We start from the raw sequence: 19,331 nt of genomic DNA, 5'->3' as shown, positions 1-19,331 counted from the left end.
CACACCTCATGCGATTTCGGTTCCTTTTCATGCATTCCGCCTGCAGACCATTGGTCTTTGAGGGATCGCTATGATGTGTTCTTCTGTTCTGCCCCCGTGGCAGTCGATCGTTTCCAGCTCATGACAACCTTGAAAAACCAGGGCACAAACAGGGGCGAAATAACCGTGGCGGCTATCATCCCCCCGATAACGCTGCTTCCCAGCACATGTCTGCTCCCCGAACCGGCCCCCGATGAGATGACCAGGGGCACACACCCCAGGATAAAGGCCAGAGAGGTCATCACAATGGGCCGAAATCGCAGTTGTGCCGCTTCCAGGGCCGCCTGGGCCGGAGAACGCCCGGCCGCACATTGAGCAGCCGCAAACTCCACAATAAGAATGGCATTCTTGGCCGCGAGACCGATAAGGGTGACCATGGCCACCTGCACATAGATATCGTTGGCATACCCCACCGCAAAAATCGTCACCAGGGCCCCGAAAAGGGCAAAGGGGACAGCCAGAATAACTGCAGCAGGCAGGGTCCAGCTCTCGTACTGGGCAGCCAGGATGAGAAAAACCAGCCCCAACCCCAAGACAAGGGCCCGGTAATTGGTGCCGCCGCTGGCCTTTTCCTGAAAGGAAGACCCGCTCCAGCCAAGGGAATATCCCGGGGGAAGCTCGGTCCGCACCAGCTCTTCCAGAGCCTTCATGGCCTGGAGATTACTGTATCCGGGAGCGGCCTGCCCCGAAATGCGGGCCGCCGGAAGACCATTGAAGCGTTCCAGGGCAAAGGCCCCGCTGGTAGGCATGGTGGAAACCAGATTGTCCAGGGGGATCATGGCGCCCCTGCGGCTGCGCACGAAAATGGACTCCAGATCCTCGGGACTTGTGCGAAACCGGGATTCCGCCTGCATGTACACCTTGAAGGCCCGGCCATACAGGGTAAAATCGTTGATGTACGTCCCGGCCAGCGTGGCACTCAGGGTCTGGTAAACATCCGCCACGGATACATCCATGAGCTTGGCCTTTTCCACGTCAAGGGCGAGAAAGACCTTGGGGGTTCCCAGATTCAGACCGCTCCCCACCCCCTTGAACTCGGGCCTGGCAGCAGCGGCCGCAGAAAGTTTCGCTGCCTGGGCCGCCATCTCCTCAATGGATGCCCCCGAGGTATTTTGCAGAAATCCTTCCAGCCCGCCCACGGTGCTCAACCCCACGATGGGCGGAGGGTTGAAGGCCGCGAGCATGCCGTCGGTCACCCCGATGCCAAAAATCCTGCCTGCAATGGCCGAAGAGGACTGATCCGGAGTCCTCCGCTCTTCCCAGGGGCGGAGCATGACAAAGGCAGCCCCCGCATTGCCCACGGTGCCCCGTCCGCCAAGGAGATCCATACCCGCGATGGTCAGCACGGCATCCACCGAAGGATCCTTGAGCATGGTCGAAGACAGCCTATCCAGGGCTGCATCCGTACGGGGCATGGTGGCTCCCTCAGGAAGCATGGCCACGGCAATGACGTAGCCCTGGTCCTCGTCCGGCGCCAGGCCTTGGGGTACGCTTTGGAACAGTTCCCACATGCCCCAGCCCAGAAGACACAGGAGCACCACTCCCAGCAGAGAAAAACGCAGGAGAAGACGAACTCCTGCCAGATAAACGCTGGTCAGCCCGTCAAAAATCCGGTTGAACATGCGTGTGAACCATCTCTCGCGTCCATGGCCCGGCCTGAGAAGCCAGGCACACATGACCGGGGTCAGGGTCAGGGCCACAATGCCGGAAATGGTCACTGACAGGGCAATGGTGATCCCGAATTGCCGGAACATCTCTCCGGTCATCCCTCCCATGAAGGAAACCGGCACAAATACGGAACAAAGGACCAGGACAATGGCGATGACCGGCCCGGTCACCTCCCGCATGGCCTTGGACGTGGCCTCCCGGGGGGACAATTGCTCGTCACGCATGATCCGCTCCACATTTTCCAGGACCACGATGGCGTCATCCACCACGATGCCTATGGCCAGCACCATGCCGAACAAGGTCAGGGTATTGATGGAGAACCCCAATGCATACATGCCGGCAAAGGTTCCCACAATGGCCACGGGCACGGCAATGCAGGGGATGAGGGTTGCGCGAAGATTCTGCAGAAAAATGAAGATGACCAGGGCCACAAGGATCATGGCCTCAAAGAGGGTATGCACCACCTCCTCAATGGAAATACGCACAAAGGTGGTCACATTGTAGGGAATGGCGTATTCCACACCAGGAGGAAAATCCCGACTCAGTTCCTCCATGGAGGCTCTGATGTCCTGGGCGGTCTGCAGGGCGTTGGCTCCCGGGGTGAGGGTAATACTGATTCCGGCAACAGGTTGGCCGTTCAGCTTGCTGCGCACCCCGTAATCAGCGGCACCAAGTTCAATGCGCGCAACGTCCCGCAACCGCATGATCCCCTTTGTTTCATCCACCCGGACAATGATGTCCCCGAATTCCTCCTGGGTGGCCATGCGTCCCTGCGTACTCACCAGCCAGGTTGTTTTCAGATCATCCGGAGCTGGTTGCAGGCCCATGGTCCCGGCAGCATACTGGGCATTCTGCTCGCGGATTGCCCTGGCAATATCCTGGGGGGTCAACCCGAAAGCGGCCAGCTTGGCCGGATCGAACCAGATGCGCATGGAATATTCCTCGGCAATGAGAGACGCCGCCGAGGCCACACCGGGCACGCGCTTGAGGCGATCGATCACGTTCAACGCCGCATAATTGTTCAAAAACAGGCTGTCATAACGACCATCAGGGCTGGACAGGGTGATAATCATCAAAAAAGATCCCGAACCCGAGGTCACGCTGACCCCCAGACGGCGGACCTCTTCAGGTAATCCTGCCTGGGCGGTCTGGATCAGATTGCTGACCCGATTGCTGGCCACCTCGGGATCGGTTCCCAGGGCAAAGGTCACTGTCATGGACATGACCCCGCTGGCCGAGGAGGTGGACTGGACATACAAAAGATCCTTGGCACCGTTGACCGCCTGTTCCAGAGGAGCCGCCACGGTCTGGGAAATGACCTCGGGACTGGCACCCGGATAGATGGCCGTGACAGATACGGTGGGAGGCACCAGGTCCGGATACTGGGCCACGGGCAGACGCTGCAGGGCCAGGGAGCCCATGATGACAATGAGCAGAGAGATTACCATGGCCAGTACCGGACGACGTAAAAAAAAGAACTCTCCCATACCCTTATACCTTTGTTCCGGTTGTTCCCGACTGGTCTGCAGGGTTGGCCATGCGGGGATTCACCTTCATGCCGGGGCCCACCTTTCTCACCCCTTCCACAATGATTCGTTCATCTCCCTCGAGTCCCGACGCCACCAGCACCAATCGGCCCACCCGTGCCAGGATTTCAATGGGCTTAAACCTTGTGGTGTCGTCCGGGGCAACGACAATAACCATGGCAGAGTCACGTCCCTGCAGCACGGCCTGCTCGGGAACGGCAAGGGCATTGATGAAGGTCAGAATATCCAGGGTAACCCGGACCACCTGCCCGGGCAGCAGCGTTTTTTCAGGATTGGGAAAGCTCGCCTTGGCGATCATGCATCCGGTTTCGCGGCTGATGACCGGATTGCCGAAAACCATATTGCCCGCATGAGGATAGGGATGTTCCTCATCAATGAAAAGATGGGCAGAGATGGGCGTATTCATGACAGCACGTCCATCGGCCAGATACCCCTGAATACGGCGCACCTGCGTATCTGAAACCGGAAAGACCACCTGGACGGTATCCACATCATGGATGGTGGTCAGCAGACTCTGCGATGATCCAGCCTGGATGAGACTGCCCACATTGTGGCGGGCCATGCTCGCGAATCCGTCAATGGGAGCCTTGACACGGGTCAAATCAAGATTGATGCGTGCTGCCCGCAGGGCTGCTTCAGCCTCGGCAAGGCCCGCCCGGGACGACTCGTATTCCGTTTGCACGGCATCCAGATCCCGCTGACTGATGGAATTTCTTTCGGCCAAAGGCAGAGCCCGGTCCAGATCCCGCTTGGCCCTGGCCAACCGCGCCCTGATGCTTGCCACCCTGGCAGCCGCCTGATCCACCACCGCCTGGTACGAAGAGGGATCAATCTCAAAAAGCACATCCCCGGCCTTGACCTTCTTGCCTTCGTCATACAACCGTTTTTCAAGAATTCCAGTAACCTGGGCCCGAACCTCTGCCGAGCGTATTCCTTCCACGTGACCCGTGAAGGTTCGCTGCAATGGAATGTCAGCGGGCGTCACCTTGTCCACCAGCACCATGGGAGCGGGGGGGATTGCCCCCTTCTTGGACGTCTTGTTTTCATTCTCGGGCAGGCAACTCCACAATGAAGTCAGAAGAAGTCCCAAAAGAATGACTGCAACCAATTGTAATCCAGAAAAAAACTTCATTGCGAACCCCCATTGGCACGTTCACCCGTTGTCATGGATTGCGTTGAAGAAGATGCCGCCTCCCCGGTCCAACCACCGCCAAGGGCCAGGCAGACATCCACCATGGCGTTCAATTGTTGAGTGCGGGTGCGCGCCCAGGCAAGCTGGGCCGCAAAATGGGAGCGGTCGGCATCCAGGACATCCAGAAAATTGGAATAGCCGTTGCGATAGCGGTCATCAGCCTTGATCACCGCCTCCTTGAGATCTTTCACCTGACGTTCCAGAGCATCTGATGCCTCGGCCAGCCGGGCCTGCCGGTTCAATGCGTCACGAATATCTCTGAACGCCGACTGCACGGCCTTGTCATAGTCTGCAGCAGCCTCACGGCATTTGGCCTCGGCCATCTGTTCACGGAACCTCGTCCTCCAGAAATCAAGGGGAAGGTGGATGGACAGGCCGTAGGTCCAGCTTTCTGCGCCACTTTGGGTGAGATCACCGGCATACATGGCCGCCAGACCCGACTGACCGGTCAGGGAAATGGAAGGAAAATAATCGGCTCGAACAACCCCCACATCAAAATGAGCTGCCTGCAGAAGCTGCTCGGCAGAGCGGAGATCGGGACGACGCATCAGCAGTTCGGAAGGCAGGCCGTCCGGAAGGACAGGCACGACAGGAAGGAGATCAAGAGAGGTGGACGTGTTTACCGAGTCGGAGAAAATCGCGGAAGGAGAACGTCCCAGCAGGAGGAGCAGTGCACTGTGTGCCGAATCGGCATCCATGCGGGCCACAGCCAGGGTATACCGGGCATCCTCTACCTCGCTTTTGGCCCGCAGAAGATCCGTTTTGCTGTAAAAGCCAAATTTTTCATTCACTTCATAGAATTCAAAAGCCTGCAGACGCTGTTCAAGGGTCTTTTCTGCTATGCGGATCTGAAACTCGGCACTGAGCAGGGCAAAATATGCCTTGACCGTGGTACCGGCTATGAGCAGGCGTATGGCCTCAACATCGGCCGCGGTTGCCAGGAAAGCGGCCTGCCCGCTCTGGAGCGCATTACGGTATTTCCCCCAGAAATCGAGTTCCCAGGCAGCTCCGACATAGATATCATGGTTGCTGTATTCTTCAGATCCTGGGGGAGGAGCGCCATAAATGCGGGTCGATGTCCAGGTCTGGCTGCCGCTGCCGTCCAGAGACGGGGTAGGAGCAAGATCGGATCGGCTCAGGCCCACGGCAGCCGCTGCCTGCTCCAACCGGGCAAAGGATGTGGCAAGGTCAAGGTTGTGCTCCAGAGCCCTCTCCACCAGGCCATTGAGCACAGGATCATTGAACCGTTGCCACCACTGCTCTTCAAGCCGTGTTCCTGCCCGATTCTCCCAGGAAACCGGAATATCCTGTACAGGACGATGATACGAAGGCGACAAAGAACATCCGGCAAGAAGAATGAACGCAATCCATAAGCAGTTCTTCACGGCAACTCCCGTTCTGTCATACGACACTTTGGACCTTACATGCATGATGTTCTACGGTACAGTACTCGTAACTTGTTTTACACCGGCAACGTAACCATTTATCAATAAAAATAAATTGATATGATCACAGCAGAGATGGCTGGCCACTTTCGCCTTCAAACATTACGCATGGTTCTGGCCACGTGGTCCCAACCTGTTCCATCTGCGGGATCCCCGTGAAAAAGAGACATCATTCTTGCTTCACAGCCACAGATACCGAGAAAATGGGGCTGGCATGCCCAAAAAAGGTATGGTATGTAATACGTTAGACAAAATGTTACACAGAACATCCAATCCTCCCACCCTATGGAATCCCCATGAAGATAGCCATCTGTGCAAAACACGACCTGGCCGGCAATCTGGCCTTGAACATTCTGGTTCGAGCCCTGGCCCCGCATCACCAAATCCATGTCATTTTGTCCGACTATGTCCTCAAGGCTGAACGGGAAACCCCCTCGGCAGCCACGCTGCTCACCTACGAACGTGATTTTCCCCTGGAAACTTTCTACCCCTTTCTGGAACAGCATGTTCCCGTGGGAAGCGGTGCCCTTTGCCTGACACCTGCAGGGCTTTCATCCATGTTTCAGCTTCCGGTGCACCACTGGGGTCGAGCCCGTTCCAGAGAGGTCATAGATGCAATGCAACGTCTGGCTCCGGATCTGATTCTCTCCTGCCGCTACGACTACATCTTTCCCGAAGAAATCCTTGAAATCCCCCCTTTGGGCGCCTACGGCATGCACCCGGGCAGGCTCCCTCAAATCCAGGGATTGTGTGCCCCTTTCTGGGCCATGCTCCAGGAGCATGACCGTTCGGGATGCACCCTTTTTCAGATTGACAAGGGCATTGACAGCGGCCCCGTGGTTGAAATCGGATGGACCCCTGTCAACTACTCCCGCTCCCTGTTGTGGAACTTTGTACACACATACTTTGCAGGAGTTGCTACGTTCCTGCGTCACCTGCCTACCCTCATCCAGGGCGACCACCTGCAGACACATCCTCAGGACCCATCCGCCCGGCGATACTACAGCTATCCCACGGAAGCTGATTTCAGACGATTCCGGGAAAAGGGAAACGCCATTGTTACCTCGGAAGATTATCAGGAAATGCTCTCCTGGTACCTTCCCGGAGGCATGCAGGATCCTCTCATGTCTGAAATCAAACGCCTTTGTCCCCTGACGGACTGTTGAGCCGCCACAAACACATGAATGCCACAGCCAGCACGCAGCCCCCGACTCCCACCCATAGCAATATGGCCGACACGCCAAAATGCGCCAGGGCGACCCCAAAAAGAATCGGCCCCAGTACCTGACCAACGCGCTCCAGGGTCCTGTAGATGCCGGCGGTCTTGCCCCGCCCCAGACGCTGTGCCGAGGGCAAGGCAACAATGCAAAGCATGGTCGAGGGAGCGGCCAGGCATTGAGCCATACCGCTGAGGATCACGGCAAAGACAACAACGACCATCTGGGATGACAACCCCGCAATGACCATGGATGCCCCTGAAAGCAGACCCGTGAGCATGGCAAAAAATGCCTTTTTGCGGGATCGATCCAGAAGACGGCCCCAAAGAGGTCCCGCAGTGATAAAACACAGGCCGTAAACCATGAAAAAACGCCCGATATCTCCTTGTGTTGCCTGGTTTTCGGCAAGCATCAGAGGAAGCATGTAATACAAAAATCCGGTCAGACATAAGGCAACAGGAAAACCTATGAAGACCAGCAAAAATTGCATGCGGGGATCTTTGAGAAACGCCCAGACCAGGGCCGCCTCGCTCCCTTCTTTTCGGCTTGGCTCCTGAAAAGACGGGTCAGGAGTATGCGCTTTGGATCTGTTCAGGACCAAGGCGAAAATGGAAAAAGGCACCAGCACGGCAGCAACAAGCAAGACGGTCTCAAATCCCAGACGTTCAGCCAGCAGAGCCCCGGCGGCTGATCCGCAGATACTGCCCGCAAAAATGCCAGCAAAGACTCCGGCCAAGCCAGCCCCGGAATTTTTATTATCAAGCGTGCCTATCTGGGCGGCCATCAAAACCAGACCAAACCCGAAACCGGAAATACCGCGCCCGGCGATAAAACCCGGCAGCGAGGAGGCTGTCCCGGCCACAACAAGGCCAAGGGAGGCAACTGCTGCCCCCAGAATGAAACCACGCCGCCATCCGAATCGTTCGGAAAGGATCCCTCCCAAAAGCAGGGCCACCCCGGCGCAGATCATCTCGGCTGAAATGGGCATTCCCTGCAATACCTCCCGGGAAATCCCCCACATGGGGGCAGGGAGTTCGCGGGCCATGAGAGGGATAAAGGAAATGCACATGTCATAGCCCAAAAAGAACAGGAACCCTGCAGCACGCAGGGTCACCAGCATCTCGTTGTGCAAAACAGGGGCTTCCTGTTCCTTTTCCGTAAAAATGGCTTGGGCCATGCGCACGGACAGCATGCGCAAAAGGCGGGCAAGCTCCATCAGAAAAAGCAGACTGATCACCAGGGAGGTGGTCAGATCAATGGCCAGGGAACGGACCTTGCCAGCCAGGTAGCCGGTATCCGGATACAGACGGATATTCATGACCCCCAGCCGCTGACGAAAACGGCTGGGCCAATAGGCATCAATGGACGTCTCCACATATTCCGCCCCCCCGTCCAATTGCCCTGCAGAGGCCAGCACATGGCCCTCCGGCAGGACCAATGCAGCCCCGCTCAGTTCCGGATGCATGGCAACGATACGATCAAGCAGGGCACCCGAATCCTTGAAGGAACGCACATCCACGCCCTTGTGGACCATGTATTCGAAATCACGCTCTATGTAATGGGCCGTGAATCCGGCCTTGTCCCGGAGGGTCTGCTCCATAAACGAATGAAACAAGGTCAGCATGGCCCCGGAGTACGCCAACTGCGTGCCGCCGATGAGCACAATCAACAGAATGGAAAGGGATCTGGAAAATCGGGCACGGGCCTGAGGAGTCGCCGTCATCATGCCGATCCAACCAGCCAAGGCAACACAGATCATCACGCAGGAAACACCCAGGAGCAGCAGGGCCCAGCGCATGAAGCCCCGGGTCACGGAACCGAGTCTTTCTCTGGAGATTTCCAGAGCTATACCTCCCACCAGCCCATCCTTATGCCGGAGGGGCACAAGGATGCGATAGGTTGCAGGTCCCGCCCAGGAATCCCGGAGCATCAGGGAGGGGTCATCCAGCACTGAACGATCAAAGGTCTGCCGGGTGGATGACACTTCGGACTCCGACGATCTTCCCTTCTCGGTCTTTCTTTTCTGCAGGTCGGTTTCCTGAGGAACCGCATAAAGCAGGTTACCCTGGGAATCCTCGATTTCCACGCGCACAATCCCTTCTGCACCGTCACGCAGGTCATGCAGCAGATCGGTCATGCCCGTATATCTTTCCAAAGGCTTAAAGCGTAATCCCCGTTCAATGGTCAGAGCCAGATGCTCCCCGGCACTCCGATACCCGGCAAGAAGAGAACGGGTGGCCAGCCGATCCAGGGTGGATACGGACAAGAGGGCATTAAACCCCATGGTCAGCACGAAAACCAGGGTGGAAAGAATGCCTATGGAAAGACGCAGGGAAACAAGGGGATTGCCTTTTTTCATCAGAGGTCAGTTCTCCTCGGGTAATACGGCCGGACGCCTTTGTTCAATATTTCGGCAGAAACCACGAGCACGTCCAAGGGGAACTGAAAATCGTTTGCTGACGCGTTGTACCTGAAGATACGTGACGCGCACTCTCATGGGACCCAAAACACCCCACGGCAACTCCAGGGGGAAAAGGAGAGGCCGTTTGTTGGCGCCCCAAAAGGCTGTAGCCATGACATGATGGAGACAAGGGAAGAAGCAAGCCAACAGCCTGGCGCAACCCTGTCCCGTAAAAGGAAAAAGGAAAGTGGCCCGCACATGGAGGGAAAGATACAAAGCCTCTGTCCATAACACCCCAAACGTTATGAATGCTCCGAACACGAAAGATGGTCCCGGTCCTTTTGGGAGGAAGCTGCGTCCTTTTTGGGCTGAGCAGCCAGAACAAGCAGGAAGCCCACAGGAGGGGTCAAGAGCATGCTGGCGAAAAAATTCCCCCAGAAGCCAAACCGGCAATTACGCCCCAGGTAGCCGACAAACAGGCTTCCCAAGAAAATCAGAAAAGATAGTTGCATCTCCTTATCCCCCTGCTGATCATTCTATAAAAGAGTATTGGACTCAAAGACATTGCATACGTCAGCACCCTGCTCCATCATTTTTCAGAAGTATCTCCCAGGACGGTTTTTTCCGGATTGAGCAGGGTTGCATCAAGCTGTTTGAGAAAATCAGCAAATTGTGCCTTGCGATCCTTCCATCCCGTGTCGCCACCCTTTTCACGCATGGCAGGGTCTTCGGCAGGACCGGTGACCGGAGCAGCTTGCTTGGCAGATGCGTTGGACACATTCTGAAGCGTGGCGTTTTCCCCATCCACTGGTTTTGACGCATCCTGTGCATTGAGGATGATGGGCAGCCCATCCTTGCCGCCTCCCACCACCACGATCTTGGCGTTTTGCGATGCAGCCAGGTTCTGGGTGGCACGGATGCCCTCGAAGCGCAGATAATTATCCGTCATATTTTCGTTGACCAACCGCTGATAGTACCGGATGCCCTGAGCCTCGATGGCCTTGCGCTTGGCCTCTTCCCGGGCTTCAAGCAAAAGATAGTGATAACGCAGATATTTTTGTTCCGTTACCAGCTTATCCTCTATGGCCTTGCTCAGTATTTCAGGCAGCACGATTTTTCTGACCACAAAACAGTGCACGAGAATGGGTATGCGCCCCATTTCTTCGGCAGCATCAACCAGCATCTTGTCCTGGAGTTCCTGCCTGGCCGAGGAGTACAAATCGTCGGGACGATAGCTGCCCACAGTCTGCCTCACGGCCGAGGTCATGATGGGCAGGACGACCTTGCGCTTATATTCCGGGCCGATCTGCTGATGCAAAAGGGGCAGGCTGTCGCGCACCAGCTGATATCGCAACGAGGCCTCCACTTTCACGGTCAGACCATCTACGGTCAGGACGTCCACCTCCTGGGTTTCCTCCTGAATGCGGACATCATAAATAAACAGGATGTTCCATGGGGCGATGAGGTGCAGCCCTTCCTGATAGGTTCTGTCCAACTGGGTTCCCCCGCCAAACCGGGAATACAGAACGCCCAATTCACCAGGACGGACGGAAATGACCATTTGCGGCCAAAGAAACACAAGTATAAGCGTGAATGCCAAACCAAAAACAATACAATGCGTTCTGTATTTGCTTAATTTTCGACGTATGCACAAAAGTTTTTTATTCATTAGTGAAATCGATATTGTTGTTGTATATAAGATTCTCCACCACGCCAAAATTTATCAAGCATATGATCTATGCATTGTTTTTCAAAAACAACACATCTTTCTACGTCATTTCCAGTCTGGCCAACACACATACTGTACATTACAGGACATATATTTATTTTTTTAACAAAATTTCCCATGTCAGGATGAGACTGAATATCTTTTCTTGCCTGTTCTACCAAATCTTTAACATAGGAATTGTTGCAAGTCCGTATTCTCTTCGTATAATCATAATTTGTTTTATAACACTCGAGACGTTCATGAATAATAGCAACATGCTCTTTTGAGCTTACAACAGATGGGAGAGTCTTGTTGACTTCTTCATACAATGCCCGCACCATTTCAATATTTGTTTTCGGTTCCAGGGAATGATATCCTTTTGTCCCCAAAATAACCGCTCCGACGACCAGAAAAATGCAAACAAAAAAAATTCTCATGACTTTTCCTTGTCGTGGCCGTTTTCAGTAAAGACACCGTCTCGCATGCACAAAACACGATCGGCTACATGAAAATACCTGTCATCGTGGGAGATGGCCAAAATGGTTTTCCCTTTGCGTTGCAGATCCGGCAACAGGGATTCATAAAAAAAGTTTCGAAATCCCGGATCGAAATCCGCTGCAACTTCATCAAACAGATACACATCCCGATCTTCCAACAAGGCACAGGCAAGGGCCAGACGTTTTCGCTGGCCAGCAGAAAGTTCCAGGGTGGAAAAAGAGCCGTCCTGGTTCACAGAGACTTTGGATTCGATGCGCATCAGTCGCAGAACATCTTCAACTTGATCTGCTGGGGCATGCACGCCCAAGGGAGTGCGAAAAAGATGAAATTCCGAGGGCAGAACCGCGAACAGATTACGATATACTTCCATACCCCAATCCGCCAGGGGCCGGTCATTGCAGAAAAACATGCCTGATTGAGCCGCATACAACCCGGAAAGCACGTTCATGAAGGTGGATTTACCTGATCCATTCCCCCCCCGGATGAAAACCAGTTCTCCACGCCGCAGCACAAATTCATCCACGTGAATGCCAAAAACGCGCATTCCCTGCTTGTCAAAATAATCAAACCGAACATCACGAAGGCACAGGGACTCGAAAGGGGGGACTACAGGATCCTTGTGCTGCCAATGGGTAGCTATCCCCTTGATCTCAAATTCCTCGGCCATGGAATCCAGGCGCTGTTCCAAAGAGGTCAGATCCTGCAGGTTCATTTCCACCTTGGTCAAAAGGGGAACAAATCCCACCAGACTCATCATGGGACTCAAACTGAACATGCTCAGTACCAGAATGGTTGAGGTGGCAGTGACATCAAGGCCCAGAAAGCCCGGCATCAAAAAAAGAATAAGTCCCAAAATCAGCAGATTGAAAACCGCAAAAAACGAAATGGCCAGGGCATGGCGTCGCTCCGTTGCCTTGCGGGCCGCTGCTGCCCGCCCCAGACCGGGCATGACATAGTTGGCAAAAAGATCCGAAGTCTTGGGCTTGTGTTGCTTCAGCTGACGAAATCCATCCTGCAAATCCAGCAGACTGGCTGAAAAATCCGTTTCAGCACTCCCGGCCGTTTCCATGAAGGCGTAGACCCCGTGAACAAGACGCAGAAAGATCACCAATCCCAGACACAAAAACACAATAACAACAAGGGCGCCGGGTACGGATACCGTGAACATCTTGAGAAAGGACACCAGAATCATAATGGTGCTTGCAGCTGACGCCATGAGCATCCGGGTGGCCTCCACCACCATTTCGCGCTCATCCACCAGAGCGGACTGTACCCAGCCCTTGTCCAGTTTGTCATACTCCTTCAACGAAATGCCGCGAAGTTTGGTGGCCACACGCATTCGCCACTCCATGACGCCCCGGAGTGCGATCAAAGCGGCGTGCTCCGTCATATACCTGAAAAGATAGTAAAAAATACCCAGACACACCAGAAATGCCAAAAAGGTATGAAAGCGGATCCCTGTGTCACAAAGCTGTTCCAGCCCCTGCAACACGGTGAAAACAGCCAATCCCTGCATCAGGCCTGCTGCAAGACAGGCAGCAACGAGTTTGGTTCCTTCAGGACCGGACCGGGATCTGAGCAGAGTGAAAAAATACGAATTCTTGATGTCCAACATGGATTTCATATGAGTCGTCTTGTCAATAATGTCATGAACACCGCCCTGCTCCTCAAAACACTTGCACAATTCTCATGCAGCTACAGAGTACACGATAGTCATGCAGCATGCTCCTCCCCGACCGTGACACGTACCATACATGGGACGAACATGCTTTTTTTCTGACGAGCCCCGTTTGTTCCGGATCATGATCCGGGGCAAACGGGGCTGAAAACCTTGAGCATACCAACCGATCAAAGGGTAGCAGCTTCACCAGCGGCATCGTCCTTTTTCGGTTTCATTTTGGCAGCAATATCCTTCCCTTCTTCCACCTTGGTCTTGAAATAGGATTTGGCGTTCTGGGCATCAAAATCAAGCAGGGTGCCTCCGTGCCTGAAATGACGATCAAAAACCGAACCAATGGCATAGGTAACCCCGCCCCCAACGATACAAACGGTGGCGGCTCCTGCAGTACTGCCCACAACAGGAAGGCTTTTGAAAAGGGAAGCAAAAAAAGGCACTGACGCCACGGAAACAACGCCGCCGCACAGAGACGAAATAATGGATTTGGCCCGTTCCTTTTTGAATTCCACGCCATAGGCCTTGGCCAATGCATGGATCAATTCCAACTGAACAGCAGTCAATGCGGCAAGATCCACCAGCGGGACAGGAACAAATCCCACGCCAACGGCCGCGTACACACGTTTGCGGATAATGGCGTCAATCTCGTCTTCAGAGGGTAATACGCGAGCCTCGTGGTCTTGCGTATTTTCCGCCATATTCTCCACCGGCTGTTCCTTCAATGCGTCATTCCCTGTCTCGGCTTTTTTTTTGGCCATTTGATCCTCCTTGTGTTCAAATTTGTTTCAACGATTTGCCTGACCCTATTTTTCCATATGGACATCACGCACAGCAGTGAGGCTGGAATCGAATATTTCATCGGCGGTAATAAGCAACACCCGCGGCACATCAAGATGCATGGACTCTGCCGTGTCCAGGTTCAGTGTAATTTTCGGATGATACTCTCCCTGGACCAGAGGCGTGTCTTCGGGAAGAAGTCCCAGCAGATGACCGATTCTGTCGGCATAAAACTCTGCCAACTGAATATAGTCGAGGGTGGAGAGTCCCATGAGCGCCCCATGGCGCACCTGCACGCTTCCGTCACGGGCAAAGGTCCAGATGCCGTGCTCATGCAAGAGATCAAGTATGGGTTTGGGGTTTGCATGGGTCCAGTCAAAGCAATTCAAAGCGGAAATATAGAAAGCATCAATGTCCTTTTTGAGCAAGGTGTTGACGCCGGCGGCACAGGACTGCACGCTTTCTTCCTTGTCGAGATCCGCATACTCCACAAGGGTGAAACCATATTCCCGAGCAACCTCCCGGGCCTCGTTGAGGTTAGAATAGGAACGCCCCTCCGGAGAATCATGATACATGATTCCCAGCCTCTTGAACGGCAATGCCTGATAAAAAAGCACAAAAACTTTGCGCCACTTGTCCTTTATGTAGTACAGCGTCAGGTTTGCCGGTCCCTTGCCTGTTTCCGCATCAACAATACCCGAACCAACAGGGTCGGCCACGTCAATGGAAACAATGGGCGTCTTGCCGTTGTTTTCAGCCAGCAGGGCCTGGGTCGCCACGGTACCCATGCTGATGATGAGATCCACCGAGGGGTCATTCATCAATTTTCTGGCTTCAGCACGGTATACATCCTCCGTAGCGACCCATCCGGGACTGATGACAAGACGTTCCGGGAACGCCAGGTGATCAAGGATGCCGCGTTGACCAAGAGCCTCAACAACATGATCCTGTATAATGGCGAATTCCCAATAGGGACCAGCTTCAAAATAGGCGATGTTTCTTGCTTTCGGGGTGACATCCGAAGGTTGAGATGTGGGGGCTGCAGGCGCTGAGGAACTATTGGCGGCCAGGCAGGGGGAACAGATTCCCCAGCACAGGAAAAAAAATGAGCAGTAAGCTAAAATGCGCATTGAAGACGGGACTCCTGAAGGGTGCGAACGTACAGACGGCATGAAACACGCGCATCCGGGGGAAAAGGGCTTCTGTCGCAACTGGTTTGTACTGTATCACAATGCTGTATGCTCTGGGTGGCGTCTTGAACTGTGGTCCCAATGCCAACTAATCAAAAGGCTGCACTATAAAGAGCAAGACACTTTCTTCGCATTCGACTCACGGCTGTGGGCATGACCTGCTTTCATAATGCCCATATGCCTAGGCGTTCTTGGATAAAAGGAAGTGATGGCTCCGTGACTGCTCGTCTCGCCCAATACCACAGAAAGATCTGTTGCCGCAGTGTGAGCAGATGTTACTGCCAGACAATCGCAGCATCTATTTATGACGAATTCTATCTATCCTTTTTTTATAACAAAAATCAAAAACAGGCCAAAAAAAAATAGTCTAGAAAAAAATCAGCATGTGTATAACACTTGTTGCAATATATTTTTCAACCCATATTTGCAAGAGTTTAATAAATTTAAACTCTTCGATGTTTGACGCGGGATTCAGAAAGCACTCCCGATCTGAATCAAAAATAGATGCTTGCAACTGCAAACCTTTATCCAGGCAAAAATCATCCTGATGGGTGGTGACGCACGACCCATCATCCAAACCGTTACTTTAATCAGCAAACATGACCCCCTTCCCATGGTGCTCAGCCTTGATAACACGTTGATAAACCATGAGCTGTTTCTGATCATGAAATCTCCATGGTTCCTGACCCTATTTGCGTTACAAACGCTATCCATGTCTCCTGGATGCTGCACCACCCAGTACAACGACGACTTCACGGCCAACGGGGCGTGGATCAAATTCAGATGGGGATTCTGATTCCTTTCATCTGAACACACATACCAAACCGGCTCTTTCTCCGTTATATTCTACGGAGAAAGGGCCGGTTTTTTTATAAAATGCAACCGAGTACGACCAGCAAGGTTTACCCCAGATCGTACATTTGCAGCATCAGATCCGTTCGGGTCACCTTGCCCACCACCTTGCCCTCCCGAACAACGGGCAGCATGGGCACACCCGTGTTGGAAAACAGCCGCAGGGCCTCCTGGATGCCCTGATCCGGTCCGATGGTTTGGATATTTCTGCGCATGAACGCCTTGACCGGAGAGGCACATTGTGACGGCCGTTTGACCTTGCTCATCTCCACCGGGCCCAGAAGGCCCAGGCATGCACCGTTTTCCACCACCAGGGCAGCATGCAAAGGTTCCTGGTCCAAAACCATGCGTGCTTCCTCAAGTTTCATGGACGGGGTCAACCAGTTGCCCGCACCGGACATGATCTTTGCAACAGTCACCTGGGGCTTGTCCATTTCCCTGACCAGATCGCACACCTGAGCGTACAAGGCATCCACATCCCCTGACTTGACCATGGCCGAACCGGCGGCCGGGTGCCCTCCTCCGCCCAGGATACGGATAACCGAACCCACATCCAGATCCCGATGTCCTGACCTGGCAATGACAATGCACGATTGATCATCCAGCCTGAAAACGCCAAACACCCCGTCCACCCCCTTGATCTCCTTGTACTTGGTGACCACCGGAGCGAGCATGGCCGAACCGCATTCCTGATCAACAAGGCACACGGCCACGTCGAACCCGGACACGGAAACGACCTCGTCTCTGGCCAGCATACTGGTCAGAATGTCGGTCTGGCCGTTATCAAACGAAGACGAAAGATAAGCTGTGGCCACGTTCAGATCCGCCCCGTTTTCCAGGAGAAATCCGGTCATGGCCGCGTCCCTGGGGGTTGCCGAAGGATAGGAAAGTCTGCCTGTGTCATCGTAAATCCCGAGCAGAAACAAGGTGGCGTGCATGGGTGAAAAGGCGCAATCCCGGGCCTTCATCTCCTCCACCATCTGGGTCACATTGGCCCCGAGTTCATGGCGACGCATGCGTTCGGTCTCTATATTTGCTCCCTGCATGTGATGATCCCACACATGGATCTTTACGCCATCCCTGTCCTTCAGCTCGGTCATCCGCTCCAGCCGTCCCCAATTGTTGGCGTCCACAACCACAAGCTCCTTCACCCCTTCGAGATCAAACCCCTTGCGCGGAACAATATGAAAAAGGTCCTGATGCAGGGATAAAAAGGCCTTCACATTAGACCGTATCTGGCTGGGCAGGATGCCGATGGTTCCGGGATACAGAAAGGTGGCCGCCACCATGGAGGCCAGGGCATCGAAATCTGTATTGGTATGGGTGGTGACAATGCGCATGAAAGCGGTCTCCTTGAAAAAGGGGGGGCTGGTGAATGACCTTCGTCATTCACTCACGACACGGATGCCGGTCTGTTCAGGCCTATGCAAAATATTGCGATGAGCTGCGTACTCAAGGAACGTCTGAGCATCCACGAACCCGGTATCATACCGTTTTTTTACACTCTGTTCCAGAACATGGTACCTGTCACCGCCCCTGGCCATATAACTGTTTACGGCCACGCGGTAGATCCTGTCCGCATCAAGGGGCTGCCAGACGCCATCGGCGTCCCTGATCTCCATGTCCGTGACCCGACTTCCCTTGGAAGCCCCCGGATGCAGCAAAAAACGAGCATGACTCGGATAGGGAAAAGCCCCTGCATTGCCATGCAGGGCCGCGTCCACCCCCTGTTCAATGGCCAGGTGCACCTCTCGACCGGAAAGCTCCAACACCACCAACGTATTGCCAAAAGGCAACAGGGTGTAGACATGGCCCACGGTCAGCCCGCCTTCATGCAGGGAGGTCCTTACCCCGCCGGCGTTTTGCAGGGCCAGATCCGCACGCAGCCCGTGGGCATTGGCCTTCCAGAGCAGGGAATCGGCAACCAGCGGGGCCACAAGACTGCCGTTGGGACAATCATCCCGTTTGCCGTATCGGTCGAAACCGGGAACGCGAACATGGTCAAGATCTTCGGCCACGCGGGCGACCACTTCGGTGGCCATCTCTTTTACCCCCTCGGCATAAGGAGCGATCAGGGCGGCCATGGTCTGGTCAGGTTCAACAACAGCCATTCCCGCAGTGTCGTTGATCGCGTCCAGAATCATCTTGTGCGCCTTTCCCGTCATCATGATTTTTTTCCCGGAACCATCCTTGCGCTTGAACCTGTCTCCCAACACGATGACAGGATCAGCCTCCCACGCCTCAATCACCCCCTCGCCATTGAACTTCACACCAAGGGTTCCCAGCTCACGGGCCTTGGCCCAGGCCTGGACAATGTACACGGGCGAGCCATCCGGGGAGGTGACCCTGGTGGGGTAAGGTCCGTCAACCGTCATGCCGAGGTCCCTGTTTTCCCCTAGCAGGGAATGGGAGTGACCACCCACAATGAGATCAATCCCGTCCACACCCCTGGCAAGGGCCATGTCCTGTTCATAGCCCAGATGGGTCAAGGCAATGATCTTGTTTACCCCCTGGCCCTTGAGCTCGGTGATCATGTTTCTGGCCGTTGCGGCCACGTCATCGAATTGTACCGTCTCCCCCGGACTGGATACAAAAGCGGTCTCCGGGGTGGTCAACCCGATGATCCCTACCTGATGCCCCCCAAGGGTCTTGATCACGTAGGGCCTGATCTTCCCCTGAAGCCGCGGCTCACCCGAAACATCGACATTGGCACCAAGCAAGGGGAAATCCGCCTTGTCTGCCCACCGAGCCAGAAGTTGGGGCCCCTTGTCAAACTCATGGTTGCCCACGGCCATGGCATCCACACCCAGCAGATTAAGGGCGGCCACGTCCGCATCGCCCTGATACCGGGTAAAGAACAAGGTTCCCTGGACCGCATCCCCGGCATGAAGCAGGAGCGTATGAGCATGCTGGGAACGGATCTGCTCAACCCGGGTCCTGATGCGGGCCAGACCGCCCATGTCCACAGAGGTCTTCACGCCATCCAGCAGAATGGACTGATCCTCAAGAGACGTGAGATGAGAATGGGTGTCGTTAAGATGCATGATGGTGAGAGGAAATCGACTGCCGGGCAAGGAGGCTTCTCCACCGGAGAAAGATGATGTCAGGGTTGGCGAGGCATT

The 19,331-nt window shown here is 54.5% G+C and carries 13 protein-coding genes; 1 reads left to right on the top strand and 12 read right to left on the bottom strand.

Translation table 11 applies throughout. The features are described 5' to 3' along the window. Positions 1-68 precede the first annotated feature (68 nt). The 3 genes from DPF_RS06735 to DPF_RS06725 are packed head-to-tail and all read right to left on the bottom strand — an operon-like array spanning position 69 to position 5,831. Positions 69-3,194 (bottom strand): efflux RND transporter permease subunit, encoded by a 3,126-nt coding sequence (locus DPF_RS06735; RefSeq protein ID WP_069858292.1) that lies wholly within the window; start codon positions 3,192-3,194, stop codon positions 69-71. 4 nt (positions 3,195-3,198) lie between these two features. Then, entirely contained in the window at positions 3,199-4,386 is a 1,188-nt protein-coding gene (locus DPF_RS06730; protein WP_069858290.1) for an efflux RND transporter periplasmic adaptor subunit, read from the bottom strand. Continuing rightward, a complete protein-coding gene (locus DPF_RS06725; protein WP_069858288.1) occupies positions 4,383-5,831 on the bottom strand; it encodes an efflux transporter outer membrane subunit in 1,449 nt (482 codons plus the stop codon). Before DPF_RS06725 ends, DPF_RS06730 begins: the two co-directional genes overlap by 4 nt. A 356-nt stretch (positions 5,832-6,187) precedes the next feature. Between DPF_RS06725 and DPF_RS06720 the strand changes: the two genes are divergently transcribed. Beyond that, positions 6,188-7,057, top strand: a complete 870-nt coding sequence (locus tag DPF_RS06720; protein ID WP_069858286.1) for a formyltransferase family protein — start codon at positions 6,188-6,190, stop codon at positions 7,055-7,057. Here DPF_RS06720 and DPF_RS06715 read toward each other — a convergent pair. From DPF_RS06715 to DPF_RS06670, 9 genes are all read right to left on the bottom strand, one after another. Next, positions 7,026-9,467, bottom strand: a complete 2,442-nt coding sequence (locus DPF_RS06715; RefSeq protein WP_069858284.1) for an MFS transporter — start codon at positions 9,465-9,467, stop codon at positions 7,026-7,028. The genes DPF_RS06720 and DPF_RS06715 overlap by 32 nt on opposite strands. A gap of 344 nt (positions 9,468-9,811) precedes the next feature. Beyond that, positions 9,812-10,021 carry a hypothetical protein gene (locus tag DPF_RS06710; RefSeq protein WP_069858282.1) on the bottom strand — a complete coding sequence of 70 codons (210 nt, stop codon included), beginning with the start codon at positions 10,019-10,021 and terminating at the stop codon, positions 9,812-9,814. A 77-nt stretch (positions 10,022-10,098) separates the two neighbouring features. After that, entirely contained in the window at positions 10,099-11,070 is a 972-nt protein-coding gene (locus DPF_RS06705) for a prohibitin family protein (protein ID WP_069858280.1), read from the bottom strand. A gap of 107 nt (positions 11,071-11,177) precedes the next feature. Beyond that, entirely contained in the window at positions 11,178-11,654 is a 477-nt protein-coding gene (locus DPF_RS06700) for a hypothetical protein (RefSeq protein ID WP_069858278.1), read from the bottom strand. Then, positions 11,651-13,339, bottom strand: a complete 1,689-nt coding sequence (locus DPF_RS06695) for an ATP-binding cassette domain-containing protein (RefSeq protein WP_141721077.1) — start codon at positions 13,337-13,339, stop codon at positions 11,651-11,653. The genes DPF_RS06700 and DPF_RS06695 overlap by 4 nt, the downstream gene beginning before the upstream one ends. A 224-nt stretch (positions 13,340-13,563) precedes the next feature. Continuing rightward, positions 13,564-14,148 (bottom strand): YcjF family protein, encoded by a 585-nt coding sequence (locus DPF_RS06690; protein WP_069858274.1) that lies wholly within the window; start codon positions 14,146-14,148, stop codon positions 13,564-13,566. Positions 14,149-14,193: 45 nt separating this feature from the next. Further along, complete coding sequence (locus tag DPF_RS06685) at positions 14,194-15,297, bottom strand: ABC transporter substrate binding protein (RefSeq protein WP_069858272.1); 1,104 nt, start codon at positions 15,295-15,297, stop codon at positions 14,194-14,196. Between the two features lie 962 nt (positions 15,298-16,259). Further along, complete coding sequence (locus DPF_RS06675; protein ID WP_069858268.1) at positions 16,260-17,549, bottom strand: CBS domain-containing protein; 1,290 nt, start codon at positions 17,547-17,549, stop codon at positions 16,260-16,262. A gap of 45 nt (positions 17,550-17,594) precedes the next feature. Further along, entirely contained in the window at positions 17,595-19,283 is a 1,689-nt protein-coding gene (locus DPF_RS06670) for a bifunctional metallophosphatase/5'-nucleotidase (RefSeq protein ID WP_176724192.1), read from the bottom strand. Positions 19,284-19,331 lie beyond the last annotated feature (48 nt).

It is taken from the genome of Desulfoplanes formicivorans (assembly GCF_001748225.1).
Classification (GTDB): Bacteria; Desulfobacterota; Desulfovibrionia; order Desulfovibrionales; family Desulfomicrobiaceae; genus Desulfoplanes; species Desulfoplanes formicivorans.
This window is presented reverse-complemented; position numbering and strand designations above follow the sequence as displayed.